The organism is Sphingomonas phyllosphaerae (genome assembly GCA_036946405.1).
Taxonomy (GTDB): Bacteria; Pseudomonadota; Alphaproteobacteria; order Sphingomonadales; family Sphingomonadaceae; genus Sphingomonas; species Sphingomonas phyllosphaerae_D.
Genome location: JAQIJC010000001.1, coordinates 3476252 through 3492729 on the forward strand (window position 1 = coordinate 3476252; position 16478 = coordinate 3492729).

Consider the following 16478-nt stretch of genomic DNA (forward strand, 5'->3'; position numbering starts at 1 on the left):
TTATCCCCTGCCGTCAATCACCCGGCCGGGATCGTCGCGGCGGGCACGTTCCACCCGCGCAGCGTGACGCGCGGCGCCCCCGCGACCGCCGCCGGGTAGCGGATCGCGATCTCCCGCCGCTCGCCGGGCAGCAGCGAGACATAATTGTCGTCGTAGAAGGCCGGCAGGATGCGCTTGCCCTGCGCATCGACCAGCGTCAGCTTGGCGTTGAGCGCGGGCGTCGCGGTGTCGTTGGCCAGCGTCACGCGCACGACGCGATCATCGCCCTCGACCACCGCCGCCGCCGCGCGCGCGGTCAGCGCCGCCGGGGCCAGCGTGTCGAGCGCCCGGTACGCGCTCTCGTCGCGCCCGCGCCAGTAGAAATTCTCCGACACCGCTGCCCCGTCCGCGCCGATCAGCGATAATTTGACCAGCACCATCGGGTTCGCCGCGAACAGTTCGCCCAGCGGCACCGCCGCTAGCGCGGTCGCGCGATTGGCGAGCGCGTCCAGCTTCGTGTCGCGCGCGAACAGTTCACGATTGTCGAGCCCGACCACCTTCACCCGCGCGGTCAGCCCCTTGGCATCGGCCTGCGTCGTGTTGAGCACCACCAGTTCGTTGCCGGGCAGGTTCAACTGGACGTGCAGCGGCTCGACCGCCTTCTTCGCCCCGTAATAGGACGCCTGCGTATCGTAATCCCACGAATAGATCTGCCACGCGTTCGACGGCCACGCCGGGTGCGTCATCCACAGCAGCCGCCCCGAATTCTTGGTCCACAAATGCCCAAGGAACCCTTCGTACATCGCCTTGTGCGTCTCGAGGTTCATCATCTGCGCCTTGCGCTCGAAGTCGGCGAAGCTGGTGCCCGCGCCATACATACGGTCAAGCGCGGCCATGAACGTCTTGGTGTCGCCGTTCCCGCCGAAATGCCAGTCGTGATAGGCGAGCACGTCGCCCAGCGGCCAGCGGTCGCCGGCCGGCACATAGCTGGCGATCGACTCCGCGGTCGACAGCGATGGCGTCCCCGTCTCGACCGAGAAGCCAGTGGCGAGATCGGTGAAATAGCCGACCGGCGCGCGGTAATTGTACGGCCCCGACCCCTGCAGATTGACGACATTGGAGCTGCCCGTGAACCAGCGCGTCCCGTCCAGTTCGAACACCGCCTTCGCCAGCCCCTCGTTGAGCACCGGATAGGGCACGCCCTCGTTGCGCCCGAACCACAGGATGATCGACGGATGGTTGCGATAGCGCGCGATCGTGTCGCGGGCGTTGTCGAGGAACAGCGAGGCGTCTTCCGGCTCGATCTGGAAATTCTGCGTCGACTGCCAGAAATCGTTGAGGACCATCATGCCGTTCTCGTCGGCGAGGTCGAAGAACTCATCCTCGTTGTTGTTGCCCATCCAGTTGCGGATGATGTTCATATGCGCCTCGCGCTGAAGGCGGAAATAGGGCGCGAGCCGATCATAGCTGACGCGCTTCATCGCATCGTCCATGCCCCAGTTGCCGCCGCGCGCCGCGATCCGCACGCCGTTGACGCGGATCGTCAGGTGCGGCTCGGGCAAGGTTTCGGTAATCGGCGTCACGCCGCGCGACGTCTCGCCCGCCGCAGTCAGCGACTCCGCCCAGCCGGTCGGCGTCTGCTTGATCGCGGCGTGGCGGATGTCGATCAGCGGCGTCCCCGCCAGCCCGCCGTCGGTGGTCTGGACGTTGACACGCCGCAGCGCGCCAGCCGCATCGAACAGCGACAGGTCGTAGCTGACCTCGCGGATCCCGAACCGCGCCTTGCGCGTGTCGGATACGCCCCGTGCATCCGCGACCTGATAGGTCACGTCGTAGAGGTGCGGCGCGCCATAGCCGTTCGGCCACCACAATTTGGGGTTGGCGACGCTCAGCTGGCGGAACTCGGCGGGGGTGAACCTCACCTCGCTCTTGCCCGTCGGCGCAGTCACCTGCTTCTCGACCGTCACGCCCTCGAACGCGACGCGCACCGTCACCGGCGTTGCGGGTCCGCCATTGTCGAGCGGCACCGTGACGTAAACGTCGGCGCGGTCGGTGCGCGGCAGCGGCAGGTCGGTGACGACATGCGGATCGCCGATCCGCACCGCGCCGGTCGCGACCAGCTCGACCGGCCGCCACAGCCCGGTGTTGCGGTCGCGGATCCCGGGAATCCAGTCCCAACCCTCCGTCGCGACGAAGGTCGGCCCGTCGATCGCGAGCTGCCCGCCATTCTCGCCGACCCCCGCGCTCACCGACTGCTCGTGCGGGATGCCGGGATGCGGCGGCGGCGAGACACGCACCGCAATGACATTCTCCCCCGCGACCGGCACATAATCGAACTGCCCGCGCACGAACGCGCCTTGCGTCTCGCCGATACGCTGTCCGTTCGCCCAGATCTCCGACGCATAATTGATCCCGCCGAACACCAACGTCAGCCTTCTGCCCGCCACCGCGGCGGGGACGGTGAAGCGCGTGCGATACCAATAATCCTGCCGCGCGAGGCTCTCGGGGATTTTGAGGTTGTTCAGCCCGTAATAGGGATCGGGATAGACGCCGCGATCGACCAAGGTCTGGAGCACCGTCCCCGGCACCGTCGCCGCGCGCCACGTCCCCGAAGGATTGCCGGGCCGCGACAGCACCGCACCGTCCCCCTTCACCTCGGGCGCGGCGGCGAGCGTCCAGCCATTCACCTGCCAGCGATGGTCGTCGAGCGGCTGCATCACCGCAGCGTTCGCCACCGGCTTGGCGACCGGCGCGGTATAGGCACCATCGCGCGACTGCGGCAGCGTCCACGCGTCCTGCTGCGTCGTGAGCCCGATATTGGCCTGCTTCTGGAACGGCCAGCCGACCCCAACCTCGGTCATCTGCACCAAAGCCGCATCCGGCTTGGCGCGTGCGATCGCCGCCACCTGTCGCGCATCGAGCGCGGTGCCGGTGACGCGCGCGTCGATCAACTGCCCGCCGAAATGCGGCTCGCCGGGCGTCGCCGGTGCGATCGCGATCTGCGGCGCGACCGCGCTCGATCGCGCCGCGCCACCACCGACGCGCCGGCCGTCGAGATACAAGGTCACCCGCGCACCGTCCGACACCGCGGCGAGATGATGCCAGCCCGTCGGCACGATGGCACCGCGCAGCGCCGACGTGCCATCGCGCAGCACGATTCGCCCGTTTTCGAGCGACAAGGTGCGCGCGGAGGCGGGTATTCCAAGGCGGATCAGCGTCCCCGACGCGTCGTTTTGCGCACCCGCGTCGACCCAGGTCGCGATCGTGTACGGCGCGCCTGCGGCGACCAGCGCGTCGGCACGCTCCAGCGGCCGCTCGATCCCGATACCGCCTTGTAGAAAGCGCGCATTATACGGCCCGGCGTTGCCGATTTCCTGCGCCTGCGCGCTCCCTGCCAGCAACATTCCGGCGATCATTGTAGTCCCGCGCTTCATCCTACCGCCCTTTGTCTCGTGAAATCATCGCGCTAGGCTGCCGTCCCGGCGTGTCGGCGGGCAGCAGCAGATGCCCGAACGCCAGCAACGCCGCCCCGATCGCCGGCGAGTCCTCCGCCAGCGCAGCCGTACGAATCGGCGCCAAAACAGGCGCATAGCCGCCATCACGCTGCATCAGCGCGCTCGTCGCCTGCCCCAATTGCTCGACAAGCGCGACCGGCAGCCGCCCCCCGACCAGCACCGCACCCGGGTTGAGCAGGCAACTCACTGCAATCAAAGGCGGAGCCAGCACCGCCGCCGCGCGCGCCACCCATGCGTCGGTCACCGCCGCCACCGCCGGATCGCCTAGATCAAGCGCGTGAATTGCCTTCCCGCCCAACCCCTTGGCTTCCAGCGCCCGCGTCAGTCCGGCGATCGACAGCACCTCCTGCAACGGCACGCGCCGCCCCTCGTGGTCCTCGACCAGCAGGAAGCCGATCTCGCCGCTCCGCCCGTTCGCGCCGCGATCGTAGAGCGCGTTGACCACCACGCCCCCGCCGAGCCCGACCGTAATCAACAGATAGAAAAAGCTCGCATATTGCTGTCCGAGCCCGAACTGCATCTCCCCGATCGCCGCCGCCGCCGCGTCGTTCTCGACCGTCACCCGCAGGTCGAGCGGCCCGGCGAACAGCGAGGCGACGTCATGCGTCGACCAGCGATCATAGTCGCGCGGCCGCCCCGGCAGATCGATCGCGCCGAGATCGTCGGGCCGCGCCACCCCGATCCCGCTCAGCGCCGCGGGCGAAATCCCGCCCTGTTTCAGCAGCGTATGGACTTGCTCGCGATAGAAGGCGCGCACGTCCTCGGGGCTCGAATAGGCGACCTCGCGGCTGATCCTGGCGCGCGACCGCCCCTCGAAATCAACCACCACCATCGTCAGGTGATCGCGGTCGATGTTCACCCCGATCGCGAACGCCCCGTCGGGATTGACGCACAGCCGCGTCGCCGGCTGCCCACGCCCGCCACGCCGCTGTCCGGCGCGACCGAGCAAGCCCTCGTCGAGCAAGCGGTTGGTAATATTGGTGACCGTCGCAGTGGTCAGCCCGGTGACCGCCGCCACCTCCGCGCGCGTCGCCGATCCCGCGACACGGATCGCGTGCAGCACGACGCGCTGGTTGTGGAGCCCGGCATGTTCGATATTGGCGCCCGTCAGGCGCAACAGCGCGGCGACGTTCATGCCCGGCCTGCGTGGACGCGGTTCAGGAAATCGGCATGCGGCTCGGCATGGCGCAACGTCGCCTCGATCGCCGCGCGCATCCGCGTCAGGCTGTCACGCAGGTCGGCCTCCGGTATCTGGTCGGCCAGCGGCGCGTAACGCGCGGGCAAATCGTCGAATCCTGCATACATGCTCAGCCAGCTCGCATCCTGAAAGGTATCCCACTCACGCCGCACGAACTCGCCCGCCGCGCGCCATGCGTCGAGCTTGCCCTGCAATCCCTCGGTCGGTTCGATCGCGCGGACATGGTCCCAGAAAGGCTCGCCGAAGCGACGATTGCCGCTGTAATGCAGCATCAGGAAGTCGCGGATGCGCTCGAACTCCAGCACCGATTGCCGGTTGTAGGTCGCCGCCAGTCGCGGGTCGACGTCGCGGGTCGGGAACAGCGGAATCAGTCGCTCGAGCCCCGATTGGATCAGCGTGATGCTCGTCGATTCAAGCGGTTCGAGGAAGCCGGACGACAGGCCCAGCCCGACCACGTTCTTCTCCCAGAAGCGCGCGCGATGCCCGGCGGTGAAGCGGATGCGGTTCGGCGTCGCGATCGCCTCGCCCTCCAGCGCGCCGAGCAGCGCATCCTCGGCCGCCGCATCGTCGATGAAGTCCGAGCAATAGACGTGCCCGTTCCCGACGCGGTGCCGCAGCGGGATATGCCATCGCCACCCCGCGCTGGTCGCCGTCGCGGTCGTGAACGGCCGGTGCACCTGCGCCGCCTTGCACGGGATCGCCACCGCGCGGTCGCACGGCAGCCAGCGCCGCCAGTCGACGAACGGCACCTCCAGCGCCTCGCCCAGCAACAGACTGCGAAACCCCGAACAATCGATCCACAGATCGCCCGCGATCTCACGTCCGCTGTCGAGCGTCACCGCACTGACCCGCCCGTCCTCGCCGTCGCGCGACACAGCGGCGATCCGTGCGTCGACGTGCGCGACGCCATTCGCAAGAGCGAGCCGCCGCAGCAGCGCCGCGAATTTCGACGCATCGAAATGCACCGCGAAATTGAACACGCCCAGATCGTTGGCGGGCCGATCGACCGGCGGCAGGAACAGCCCGCGCTCCGCCAGCTGCGTCGCCAGGCAATAAGCGCCGAGCGCGGTCTGATCGCCGCCCGCGCGCAGCTTCAGCCAATAATGGTGGAAGGCCACGCCCTGCGCACCGACCCCGTAGAGGCCGAACGGATGGAAGAAATGATGTCCCGGCTCCTTCCACCCCGCGAAGCGGATGCCGTATTTGATCGTCGCTTCGGTCTCGCGAAGCACGTCCGCCTCGCCGAGTTCGATCGCCGCGAAGAAGTCGCGGATCGCGGGCACCGTCGCCTCGCCGACCCCGATCGTCCCGATCGCGGAGCTTTCGACGACGGTGATCGTCAGCCGCAAATGCGCCAGCCGCCGTGCGAGGAACGTCGCGGCCATCCAGCCCGCCGTCCCCCCGCCGACGATCACGATCGATCGTATCGGATCACGCATGTCGATTTCCGTCCCCGCCGCGGCCCGTCATCGCGAGCGTAGCGAAGCAATGACGCAGCAAAAGGCCGGATCGTCAATCGGTGACGACCCGGCCATCGAGACGATCAGAAGCGCACGCGCGCGCCGGCGATGAAGCGCCGCTCATAGATGTTCTCGTTGAACACCTGATCGGTCCAGGTCAGGTAGTAGCGCTCGGTTTCGGCGGTCAGGTTCGACGCCTGCCCGTACAGCGTGATGAACGGCGTCACGTCGTAGGAGATCGACGCGTCGAGATAGTTGGTCGGCGCCTGATATTGCGCCAGCCCGACGATCCCGCCGTAATTCGACGACACCAGCCGCTTCGAGCGATAGTTATAGGCGACACGCGCCTGCAACCCGTACTTTTCGAACCACAGCGCCGCATTGACCTGATGCTTCGAATTGTCCTGGAACGGCTGGTTGTTGCCGGCCAGATCGACCAGCCCGGCATCACCCAGCGACAGCGTGTAGTTCGCATCGACACCAAACCCGCCGAGGAAGCCGTTGACGCCGTAATCGGCCAGCGACTGCCGCGCCGACGCCTCGATGCCCTTCAGCGTGCCGCCCTCGCCCTGCGCCAGCGTGTTGGTGACGACCGGACGGCGGATCACGCCGTCATTGTCGGGGATGTCGTTGCGGATCTCGGTCGTGTTCGCGATGAAGCTGTCGACCGCGATGTAGAAGGCACCCACCGCCAGCAGGCTGGATCGCCCGGTGTAATATTCGAAGCTGCCCTCGACATTGGTCGCGCGCCACGGGTTGAGGTTCGGGTTGCCGACCGAGGTGGCGGTCTGCGCCTCGAACCGCGCCGGATTGATCGTGGTGTTGATCGCGTAACCGACGTTGAGACCGCCGCCCCACTGCTGGAAGTCGAGCAACGTCATCGTCTTCGAGAAAGCGGCGCGCGCGCGCAGCTTGCTCGTCACGTCGAAGGCGATGTTGATCGACGGCAGGAAGTCGGTGAACTCGCGCTTGGTGACCAGATCACCCGCGTCGACGCCCGACACGCCATAGGGCTGCGGGTTGCCGACGATGTTCTGGCGCACGTTGAGCTTGGTGTTGACGACCTGCAGGCCACCGTTTGCGCGGAACGGCATCCCCAGCAATTCGCCCTCGCCCGACACCTGCGCATAGCCCGAGATCTGGCGCGTATGGACGTCGAACGACAGCGCCGGGTTCACGAGGTTCTGGCTGCCCGGGTAGAATTTGTTCTGCCACGCCTCGCTGTCATCCATCGCCTTGGGATCAAGGACGTAGAGGTTGGGCGCGCCGTTCGCGGGCAGCGCATATTGCTTGATGAGCCCGGCGAAGATCGGATCGGTCGCCTGCCGCGTCAGGCCAGCGGTATAGGCATTGCCCTGCGCGTCGAGCACCGGGCACGACTTGTCGTTGAGGTTGACGTCGAACGCCTTCCACTTGACGAGGCAGCCCGCCGCCGGGTTGGCGGCATTGTCGCGATTGCCGGCATAGAAGGGCGAGACGCGGTCGAAGGTGAACTGGTTGACGCTGCGCTCGCCATAGCGGCCGCCGAACGCAACCTTCAGCTGATCGTTGGCCTGCCATTCGGCATCGCCACGCAGCGCCCAGATGTCGCCGTTCTGATAGACGTTGCCCTCCGACGAGATCGTCTTCAACCCGTAGCGCGACGGATCGGACGCCTGCGCGAGGAAGCCAGGCGAGAAACCGAACACCGGCGCACCGCTCGAATAGTCGACGGTCGCGGTGTCGCTGTAGATCGAATAGCCGGTCGGGTTGAAGGTGACGTCCCCGCCCGGATAATTGCCAACGCCGTTATACGCCCACTGCCGCCCGTTGGTCAGGCTGAACTGCGTATAGGACTGGTCGCGGTTGCGATACGCCTTGCCGTAAATGCCGCGCACCGTCGCCTTGAACGTCTCGGACGGCTTCCAGTCGAGTTGCAGATTGTAGTTCTGCGACTCGCTCTTGGTGCGGAAGGTCTCCGCATAGCTGTCGAAGTTCGGCAGGCTGTAGGTGTATTGCTGCACGGTGTTGACGTTGTAGCCACCCGACGTCGCGCCGGTGTCGCGCGACTTGGTCGGCAGGAACGGCGACGACAGCCAGTCGACGTTCTGGAACTGGAAGCCGGCGGTGCGATCATACTGCGTCTGGCGCGTATAGAAAGCGTCGGCGGTCAGTTGCAGCGCATCGTTGATCTCGAACTGCAACGAGGCGTTCGCGCCGAAGCGCTGACGGTCGGTGATGCGGTTCCAGGCGGTGTGCGACTGCGGCGTGATGAACGCGTCATTGGCATCGCCGTCGCCGTTCACGTCATAGCCGACGATCGCCCCGCTGCTGTTGCGCACCGGCGAGCCACGGCTGACGCCGTTGTTGCCGACCGCGAAGTCGCCGGCGTTGGTGGCGCTGCCGCTCTCGTTGCGGAGGGCGACGCCGTAATCCTGAATCCCGCGGAAGCTGTTGGCGAGCGTCAGGTCGCTATACGCCGCCGACACCAGCAGGCCGACGCGCTCGCCGTGGAAGGCGATCAGGCCGTTGGCGGACGGATTCCACTTCTTGGTCTTGTCGCCATATTGACCCTCGGCGGCGGCCGAGAAGGTCATCCCGCGCTTCAGGTCGAACGGGCGGCGCGTCAGCAGGTCGACGGTACCCGACAGGCCCGCCTGCTGCAACGACGCGGTCGGCGACTTGAACACGGTCGCGCCCGAGAAGAGCTGCGACGGGATGTCGGTGAAGTTCGGCTGGACGGTCGTCACCGAATTGGCGCCGAGGAACTGCTCGCCGTTGAGCAGCGTCGTCACCTGCGGCAGACCGCGAATGTTGATCGCCGCACCCTCGCCCGCGTCGCGACGGATCTGGACGCCCGCAATGCGCTGAAGCGAGTCCGAGATCGTGACATCGGGCAGCTTGCCGATGTCCTGCGCACTGATCGCCTCGACGACGCTGTCGGCGTTGCGCTTCACCTCGATCGCGCGCGCCTGCGACGCACGGATGCCGGTGACGACGATATCGCCTGCGCCGTCGTCGGTCTGCGTCGGCGCGGCGACCTGATCGGCCGAGGTGGCCACGGCATCGGGCGTGGCGGTCTGCGCCGAAGCGCTCGCGGTCATCGCCATGGTGAGTACGACCGGCGAAGCGGCCGCCATCATGGCGCCGCGCATGGTGATCTTACGCATTGATCCTCCCCTTCATCCCTGAAAACGTCTTTTATTTAATAAGGCTTTTTTATTTAATAAGCAGCGCCGTGTTTTTGTCAAGCGCTACCCGCGTGCAAACCTCAGTCTGCGGTAAATTTTGCCTCCACCGCCAATGGTATACGGAAGGAGACGCCGCAATGACTTGTCAGATAGCGGAGTCGCTCGCCCGAAAACCATCGCAAGTCTTGAGCACCAAAAGCTTACCAATTTCAAGCCTGTAGTGTCATTGGCATCGTCAATCGCCACGGTACGGGCGCGCAGCAGGGCTGCGCGCATGACGTCCGGCCGTTCGCCGCTCGGAGATCGAGAAGAATCCGCCACTACGGCAGCACGCCCTCGGCTCTCAGCAGCACGGTTCCATGCGCCGGCACGTCGAAGGTCGCCGCCGACACGGGTACCTCCGCATCGCGCCACAGTTCGCGCAAGGCCGAGAAGCGCGCAAGGCCCGCGTCCGCCGGCACCACCGTCATCCGCACCGGCTGCGCGCCGCGATTGAACAGCGCGAGCGCCACACCGCCATCCGCGAGCCGCTTCGCCCATATTTCCTGCTTGCCGAAGACGCGCACCGCCTTGCCCTGAACCCCTGCCGCATCCTGATCGATCGCGATCACCGCGCGACGCGACAACAACGCCAGCGCCGCCGCGCTGGTCGTGCGCACGTCATGCCCCATCATCAACGGCGCGGCCGACATCGCCCACAGCGTCATATGCGTGCGATATTCGTCCTCGCTCATCCCGCCGTTGCCGATCTCCAGCATGTCGGGATCGTTCCACCCGCCGGGGCCGGCATGGCCGAAGCGCGGGTTCCGCTCGAAGCCGATCTCGCTCATCTTCGCATAATCGTCGGTGATGTCGCCGGTGGTGCGCCACAGATGCCCGCCGACCGCGCGCCCCCAGTCCGCCACGTCGAACCGCCCGTATTCGCACAGCGAATAGACGATCGCGCGCCCGGTCGCCTTCAGCGCCGCGCCCATCTCGTAATAGCTACGGCGTACGGTATCGGCGGTGTCATATTGCCACTCGCCCGAACAGAGATCGTATTTGAGATAGTCCACGCCCCAGCGCGCGAAGGTCCGCGCATCCTGCGCGACATGGCCGTAGCTGCCCGTATAGCCCGCACAGGTCTTCAGCCCCGGCGAGCTGTAGATGCCGAGCTTCAATCCGCGCGCATGAACGTAATCGGCCAGCGCCTTCATGTCGGGGAATTTGGCATTGGGGCGCAGTTCGCCGTTCGCGCCGCGCTCGCCCTGCCAGCCGTCGTCGATGTTGACGTAGCGATAGCCCGCGTCGCGCAGCCCGGTGGACACCATCGCGTCGGCGATCGCGCGGATCGTACGGTCGTCGATCCGCTCGGCGAACCTGTTCCAGCTGCTCCACCCCATCGGCGGCGTCGCCGCCAGCCCGTCGGGCGCGATCGTACCGAGCGGCGGCAGCGACACTTCATGATGCGCCAGCGCGGCGGCGCGCGCCGCGCCGACCGGCTTTCCGATCTGCCTCACCTTCGAGAACCAGATACCGCCGATCAGCGCGACACCCGCCGGCGTAAGCCGCGCGGTCCAGCGCCGCACTGGCTGGCCCGGCGTGTTGATGTTGCGCACATCGAAGCGGATCGTGTCGCCGCTGCGGACGATGTTGCGCATCGCCATCGTGCCATACCAATCCGAGGTGAGCTGTCCCTCCCATCCGGTCCGCGTTCTCGTCAGCTCCAGCAGCCGCACGCCCGGACGCGGTGCACGCCGGTCGAACGCGACCCGCAGCGTCGCTCCCGCCTTGGCCGGCAGTTCAGGCACCGCCACACGCGCCGGCGCCGGGGCCGACGCAACGCCTGCCATCATGATCGCCAGCGCCACCGAAGGCTTCTTCATCGTTTCTCTTCCCTCGTCCGACCAACACTCTTGCGCCATGGCAGATATCGTATACGTTTCTTGTCCGAGTAAAGACGGGCGATCAATAGGAGGAGTTGGATGTCGGCCCTTTCCCGCCGAGCGCTGATGACTGGAGCGGCCACGCTTTCGATCGCGATGGTATTGCCGCGTGCGCTGCACGCCGCCCAGCGCACGCGTCTTCCGGCGCGCGCCGCACCGCTACCACTTACCGACGTCCGCCTTGCTCCCTCCGATTTCGCGACCGCGGTCGAGGCGGATCGCGCATACCTGCTCGAACTCAGCGCCGACCGGCTGCTCCACAACTTCCGCAAATATGCCGGGCTGGAGCCCAAGGGTGAGATCTACGGCGGCTGGGAGAGCGACTCGCTCGCCGGCCACACGCTAGGCCATTACCTCACCGCGCTGGTGCTGATGCATCAACAGACCGGCGACACCGAATGCCGCCGTCGCGCCGATTATATCGTCGCCGAACTCGCCGAAGCGCAGGCGAAGCGTGGCACCGGCTATGTCGGCGCACTCGGCCGCAAGCGGAAGGGTGAGAGCGCGATCGTCGATGGCGAGGAGATCTTCCCCGAGCTGATGCGCGGCGAGATCCGCTCGGGCGGGTTCGACCTCAACGGTTCGTGGTCGCCGCTCTACACGGTGCACAAATTGTTCGCCGGTCTGCTCGACGTCCATGCCGGCTGGGGCAATGCGCAGGCGCTGACCGTGGTGCTCGGGCTCGCGACCTATTTCGAGCGGGTGCTCGCCGCGCTCGACGACGAGCAGATGCAGAAAGTGCTGGGCTGCGAATACGGCGGGCTCAACGAAAGCTATGCCGAACTCTACGCACGCACCAAGGACCCGCGCTGGCTGGCGGTCGCGCGGCGTATTTACGATCGCCGCGTGCTCGATCCGCTCGCCGACCAGGAGGACAAGCTCGCCGGCTTCCACGCCAATACGCAGGTGCCCAAGCTGGTCGGGCTGGCGCGGCTCTACGAACTGACCGGCGAGCAACGCTATCGCACCGCCTCGCAATTCTTCTGGGACCGCGTGACGAAGCACCACAGCTACGTCATCGGCGGCAACGCCGACCGCGAATATTTCTTCGGCCCGGATCGCATCGCCCGCAATTTGAGCGAGGCGACCTGCGAGCATTGCAACACCTACAACATGCTCAAACTGTCGCGGCAGTTGTTCGCGCAGACCCCCGACGGCGCGTATTTCGACTATTACGAGCGCGCGCACCTCAATCACACGCTGTCGCAGATCAACCCGCGCACGCGCGGCTTCACCTATTTCACCCCGATGCTGTCGGGCGCGGCGCGCGACCATGCACCGGCCGGTCACGAAGGCTTCGTCTGCTGCGGCGGCAGCGGAATGGAGGCGCACGCCAAGCACGGCGACTCGATCTTCTGGGAGGGCGACGGCATGTTGCTGATCAACCTCTACATTCCCGCGCAGGCGCAATGGCGCGCGCGTGCTGCGACGCTCACGCTGGCGACCGGCTATCCTTATGAGCCCGAGGCGCGGCTGACCTTCGCGACGCTCGGCAAGCGCGGACGCTTCCCGGTCGCGCTGCGCGTGCCCGCCTGGGCGGCGGGCCGCGAGCAGGTCACCGTCAACGGCGCGCCGGTCGAAACCGAGCACGCCGGCGGCTATGTGATCGTAGAGCGGCGCTGGAAGGTCGGCGACACGCTGGCGATCACGCTCCCGCTGGAACTCCGCACCGAGGTCGCGCAGGGCGGCGGCCCGGTCGCGGTGCTGCGCGGCCCGCTAGTGCTCGCCGCCGACATGGGGCCGGCGGAGACGCCGTGGCAGGGCGTCGAGCCGGCCTTGGTCGGCGACAACGTCCTCGCCGCCTTCACGCCGGTCGCGGGTGCGGCGGGAACCTTCACCACCACGGGCGTCGGCCGTCCCGGCGACCTGACGTTCGTCCCCTTCTACCGCCAGTACGAGCGGCGCAGCGCGGTCTATTTCCGCGAGTTCACCGAGGGCGAGTGGCGCAAGGAGGAAGCCGCGTTCCGCGCCGAACAGGCCCGCCAGCAGGATGTCGCCGCGCGATCGATCGACGTCATGCACTTCGGCGAGATGCAGCCGGAGCGCGACCACAATCTCGAAAGCGAGCTGTCGTGGCCGGTCAGCTATCGCGGCCGCAACGGACGCGACATACGCTCCGGCGGCTATCTGGCGTTCACGCTCAAGGCGCGGCCCGGTCCGCTGGTGCTGCAGGCGACCTATTGGGGCGACGACAGCAACCGCGGCTTCGACATTCTGGTAGACGACGTGAAGGTCGCCAGCGAATTGCTCAAGGGCAGCGCGCCCGGCCGCTTCGTCGACATCGACTATCCGCTGCCGCAGGCGCTGACCCGCGGCAAGACGGTGCTGCGGGTCCGCGTGGTGCCGCACGAGGGACAAACCGCCGGTCCGCTCTTCGGAGCGCGGCTGCTCGCCGAAAAGGGAACCGCAAAGTGAACCGCTTCCTCCTTGCCGCCACCCTCGTCGCCGTCCCCGCCGCGCTGCTCGCGCAGGACGGCGTCCCGGTCGTCGCGCCGGGCAATCCGATCCTCGCCGACGGCCGCTATTATTCCACCGACCCTGCACCGTTCGTCGAAGGCGACACCTTGTGGATCCTCGCCGGGCGCGACGAGGCCGCACCCAACGTCAACGACTTCATCATGAACGAGTGGCAGTTGCTGTCGACAAAGGACCCGGCGTCGGGTCGCTGGCGCCACTATCCGTCGATCGCGCGGCCGGAGGCGGTTTTTAGCTGGGCGGAACCGGGCCGCGCCTATGCGGGGCAGATCGTCAAGGGCTTCGACGGCCGCTATTACCTGTACGCACCGGTGCTGGAGCGGAACAGCGACGCGGAGGACCGGTTCGCGATCGGCGTCGCGGTCGCCGACCGCATCACCGGACCGTGGCGCGATGCGCATCCGTCCGGCCCGATCATCTCGCAGCGCGTCGGCGTCCCCAACAATATCCAGAACATCGACCCCACCGTGCTAATCGACGACGACAAGCGCGTCTACCTCTATTGGGGCACGTTCGGGCAGTTGCGCGGGGTGGAACTGGCGCAGGACATGCTGACGCCGAAGGGCGAGGCGATCCGCGTGAACACACTCACCGGCTTCTTCGAGGCGCCGTGGCTGATGAAGCGCAAGGGCACCTATTACATGCTCTATGCGGGCAACCATGCCGGGCCGACATCGCCCTGCACCCCCGCGGTCTATCACGCCTGCATCGCTTATGGCAGCGCGCCCTCCCCGCTCGGCCCCTGGACCTATCGCGGCGTCGTGCTGCCGCCGGTCAGCTCGACCACCGATCATTCCGGCGCGGTCGCGTTCAAGGGGCAATGGTATCTGACCTACCATACCGCCGATGCGGTCGGCGGCGGGCATTTCCGTCGCAGCGTCGCGATCGACCGGATGGAGTTTGACGACGGCGTCACCCCCGCCGCGATCCGGCCGATCACGCCGACCCGCCGCCCGCAGCCGCCGGCCGCCCCGACGCGCAACATCGCCGCGTCTGCGCACGCCACTGCCTCGAACGAGCCGATCCCGCTGCAATATTGGATCAAGTCGCTCAATGACGGCATCATCAAGGACAATCCGCTACCCCCCGACCTGTGGGGAAGCTGGTCGCCGAACAACCCGCCGCAGCAGTGGATCGAATATCGCTGGCCGGTTCCGGTCACGCTCGACGGCAGCCGCATCTACTTCTGGGGGGATCACCCCGCGGGTGCGAACGAGGGCGTCGCACCGCCGCGTGCGTGGCACCTCGAATATTGGCAGGGCGGATGGAAGCCGGTGCCGCGCGCCAGCGCTTACGGCACCGCCGTAGACGGCTGGCAGGCGGTGCGCTTCCCGGCGATCACCACCCGCTGCCTGCGCGCGGTTTTCGATGCTTCGGGCAGCGCGGGCAAATACGCCGGGGTCGCGGTGCAGGAATGGGAGGCTCTCGCCCCGCGCGCGGCGGCGCCGACGAAGGCGAAGCCGACCGTGATCGCGAGTTGCGACGCGTCGAGAGGCTAAGCGCTCGTCGCCCCGGGCTTGACCCGGGGCCCCGCTTCTTCGTCACCGAGGGTCGAGCCGGGACCCCGGATCAAGGCCCTCCTGAGCTTGCCGGAGGGTCCGGGGCGACAGAAACAAGCAAATGCCAGCCGCTTGTTGAAGCTAAAGAACGCACATCGTCAAAATCACCGCGTCACCCCGGCGAAGGCCGGGGCCCAGTTGGGGGACGCTGATGATGCGCGTCGCGCTTTGTTACATCGGCCTTCCCAACTGGGCCCCGGCCTTCGCCGGGGTGACGCGCGTAGACACTTCAACCCAGCACTATCAAACCGCTTCCCAACACATCAACAGCCACCCTCAACACACCTCGGCCGTTGCCACCGGCGGCGCGCCGGCCGGCGCGCCCGGCCGCACCCGTGCTGGATGCCTGTAGAACACATCCCCCGACAGATGGTGGTTGCTGCCGTACACCTCCGACAGCACGTTATAGAGCGCCGGATCATAGCGCAGCAGGTCGGCGTCGTTCAGGATCACCTGTCCGTCGACCACCGCCTGCATGTTCGAGTTGAACCAGGTCTGCGTGCCCTCCGCCCAATATTCCTGCAGCGTGGTCATCGCATATTCGCCCTTCCACATGCCGCGCGCCGCGGCCGCGGCATAGGCACGCTCGACCCGCGCATAGAGCGCCGGATCGGCGACCTCGACCGCACTCAGGATGCCATGCGAAAATTCATGGACGAAGATATGTTCACCGAAATAGCGCGTGCCGGGAATGCCGAGCAAATTCTCGGCGCCCGCGCTGACGAGCTGCCCGCCCGTGCCGCGCGCGCGACCGTTCCAATATTGCGCATCGGTCAGCCGCCCGATCCGCTCGTCATAATGTTTGCGTTCGCAGATCGTCAGCCGCGGATCGTCGCGTGTCGGCTTCTTCCAGTCGCGCTGTTCGGGCAAGTCGACCGTGCCCTCCTGCACACCCAGGATCGCGACGCGGATATGCTGCGCGATCATCACGTGCCGCACGTCAGGACGCTCGATCAGCATTTCGGTCACGATGTCGCGCGCGCGGAGCAATGCGGCATCGGGCACCGCCGCCGAAGACGTGATCGGTATGCCCACCGCATCGACATAGCGTTTGTAGAAGGGATCGAGCTTCCATTCCGCCGGCGGCACCCCGATCGCGTGGGCCACATAGTCGTCGCCGGGTGCCTGCGCCGCCGCGATGCCGGCCATGCTGCCGGCCGCGAGCAACAGCGCACGGCCGATCGTCTTCATCGCCCG

The 16478-nt window shown here is 66.9% G+C and carries 8 protein-coding genes; 2 read left to right on the forward strand and 6 right to left on the reverse strand.

Annotation, left to right across the window (positions count from 1 at the left end; all coding sequences use genetic code 11):
* Nucleotides 1–17 precede the first annotated feature (17 nt).
* From PGN12_16195 to PGN12_16215, 5 genes are all read right to left on the reverse strand, one after another.
* Entirely contained in the window at nucleotides 18–3413 is a 3396-nt protein-coding gene (locus PGN12_16195) for a glycoside hydrolase family 2 (protein ID MEH3105429.1), read from the reverse strand.
* 1 nt (nucleotide 3414) lies between these two features.
* Entirely contained in the window at nucleotides 3415–4629 is a 1215-nt protein-coding gene (locus PGN12_16200) for an ROK family transcriptional regulator (protein MEH3105430.1), read from the reverse strand.
* Complete coding sequence (locus PGN12_16205; GenBank protein ID MEH3105431.1) at nucleotides 4626–6131, reverse strand: tryptophan 7-halogenase; 1506 nt, start codon at nucleotides 6129–6131, stop codon at nucleotides 4626–4628. Before PGN12_16205 ends, PGN12_16200 begins: the two co-directional genes overlap by 4 nt.
* Before the next feature lie 104 nt (nucleotides 6132–6235).
* A complete protein-coding gene (locus PGN12_16210) occupies nucleotides 6236–9301 on the reverse strand; it encodes a TonB-dependent receptor (protein ID MEH3105432.1) in 3066 nt (1021 codons plus the stop codon).
* Between the two features lie 341 nt (nucleotides 9302–9642).
* A complete protein-coding gene (locus tag PGN12_16215; protein MEH3105433.1) occupies nucleotides 9643–11187 on the reverse strand; it encodes a glycoside hydrolase family 27 protein in 1545 nt (514 codons plus the stop codon).
* A 126-nt stretch (nucleotides 11188–11313) separates the two neighbouring features.
* Between PGN12_16215 and PGN12_16220 the strand changes: the two genes are divergently transcribed.
* Together PGN12_16220 and PGN12_16225 are read left to right on the forward strand one after the other, a co-directional pair.
* Nucleotides 11314–13662 carry a glycoside hydrolase family 127 protein gene (locus PGN12_16220; GenBank protein MEH3105434.1) on the forward strand — a complete coding sequence of 783 codons (2349 nt, stop codon included), beginning with the start codon at nucleotides 11314–11316 and terminating at the stop codon, nucleotides 13660–13662.
* Nucleotides 13659–15221, forward strand: a complete 1563-nt coding sequence (locus PGN12_16225; GenBank protein MEH3105435.1) for a family 43 glycosylhydrolase — start codon at nucleotides 13659–13661, stop codon at nucleotides 15219–15221. The genes PGN12_16220 and PGN12_16225 overlap by 4 nt, the downstream gene beginning before the upstream one ends.
* Before the next feature lie 336 nt (nucleotides 15222–15557).
* On the opposite strand, the gene PGN12_16230 is transcribed toward PGN12_16225, so the two are convergent.
* Nucleotides 15558–16472, reverse strand: a complete 915-nt coding sequence (locus PGN12_16230; GenBank protein MEH3105436.1) for a glycoside hydrolase — start codon at nucleotides 16470–16472, stop codon at nucleotides 15558–15560.
* Nucleotides 16473–16478 lie beyond the last annotated feature (6 nt).

Bases quoted from the DNA above. Each gene is read 5' to 3' on its own strand.
- PGN12_16200 (MEH3105430.1), bottom strand. From the start codon at position 4,629: ATGAACGTCGCCGCGCTGTTGCGCCTGACGGGCGCCAATATCGAACAT.
- PGN12_16205 (MEH3105431.1), bottom strand. From the start codon at position 6,131: ATGCGTGATCCGATACGATCGATCGTGATCGTCGGCGGGGGGACGGCG.
- PGN12_16210 (MEH3105432.1), bottom strand. From the start codon at position 9,301: ATGCGTAAGATCACCATGCGCGGCGCCATGATGGCGGCCGCTTCGCCG.
- PGN12_16215 (MEH3105433.1), bottom strand. From the start codon at position 11,187: ATGAAGAAGCCTTCGGTGGCGCTGGCGATCATGATGGCAGGCGTTGCG.
- PGN12_16230 (MEH3105436.1), bottom strand. From the start codon at position 16,472: ATGAAGACGATCGGCCGTGCGCTGTTGCTCGCGGCCGGCAGCATGGCC.
- PGN12_16195 (MEH3105429.1), bottom strand. From the start codon at position 3,413: ATGAAGCGCGGGACTACAATGATCGCCGGAATGTTGCTGGCAGGGAGC.
- PGN12_16220 (MEH3105434.1), top strand. From the start codon at position 11,314: ATGACTGGAGCGGCCACGCTTTCGATCGCGATGGTATTGCCGCGTGCG.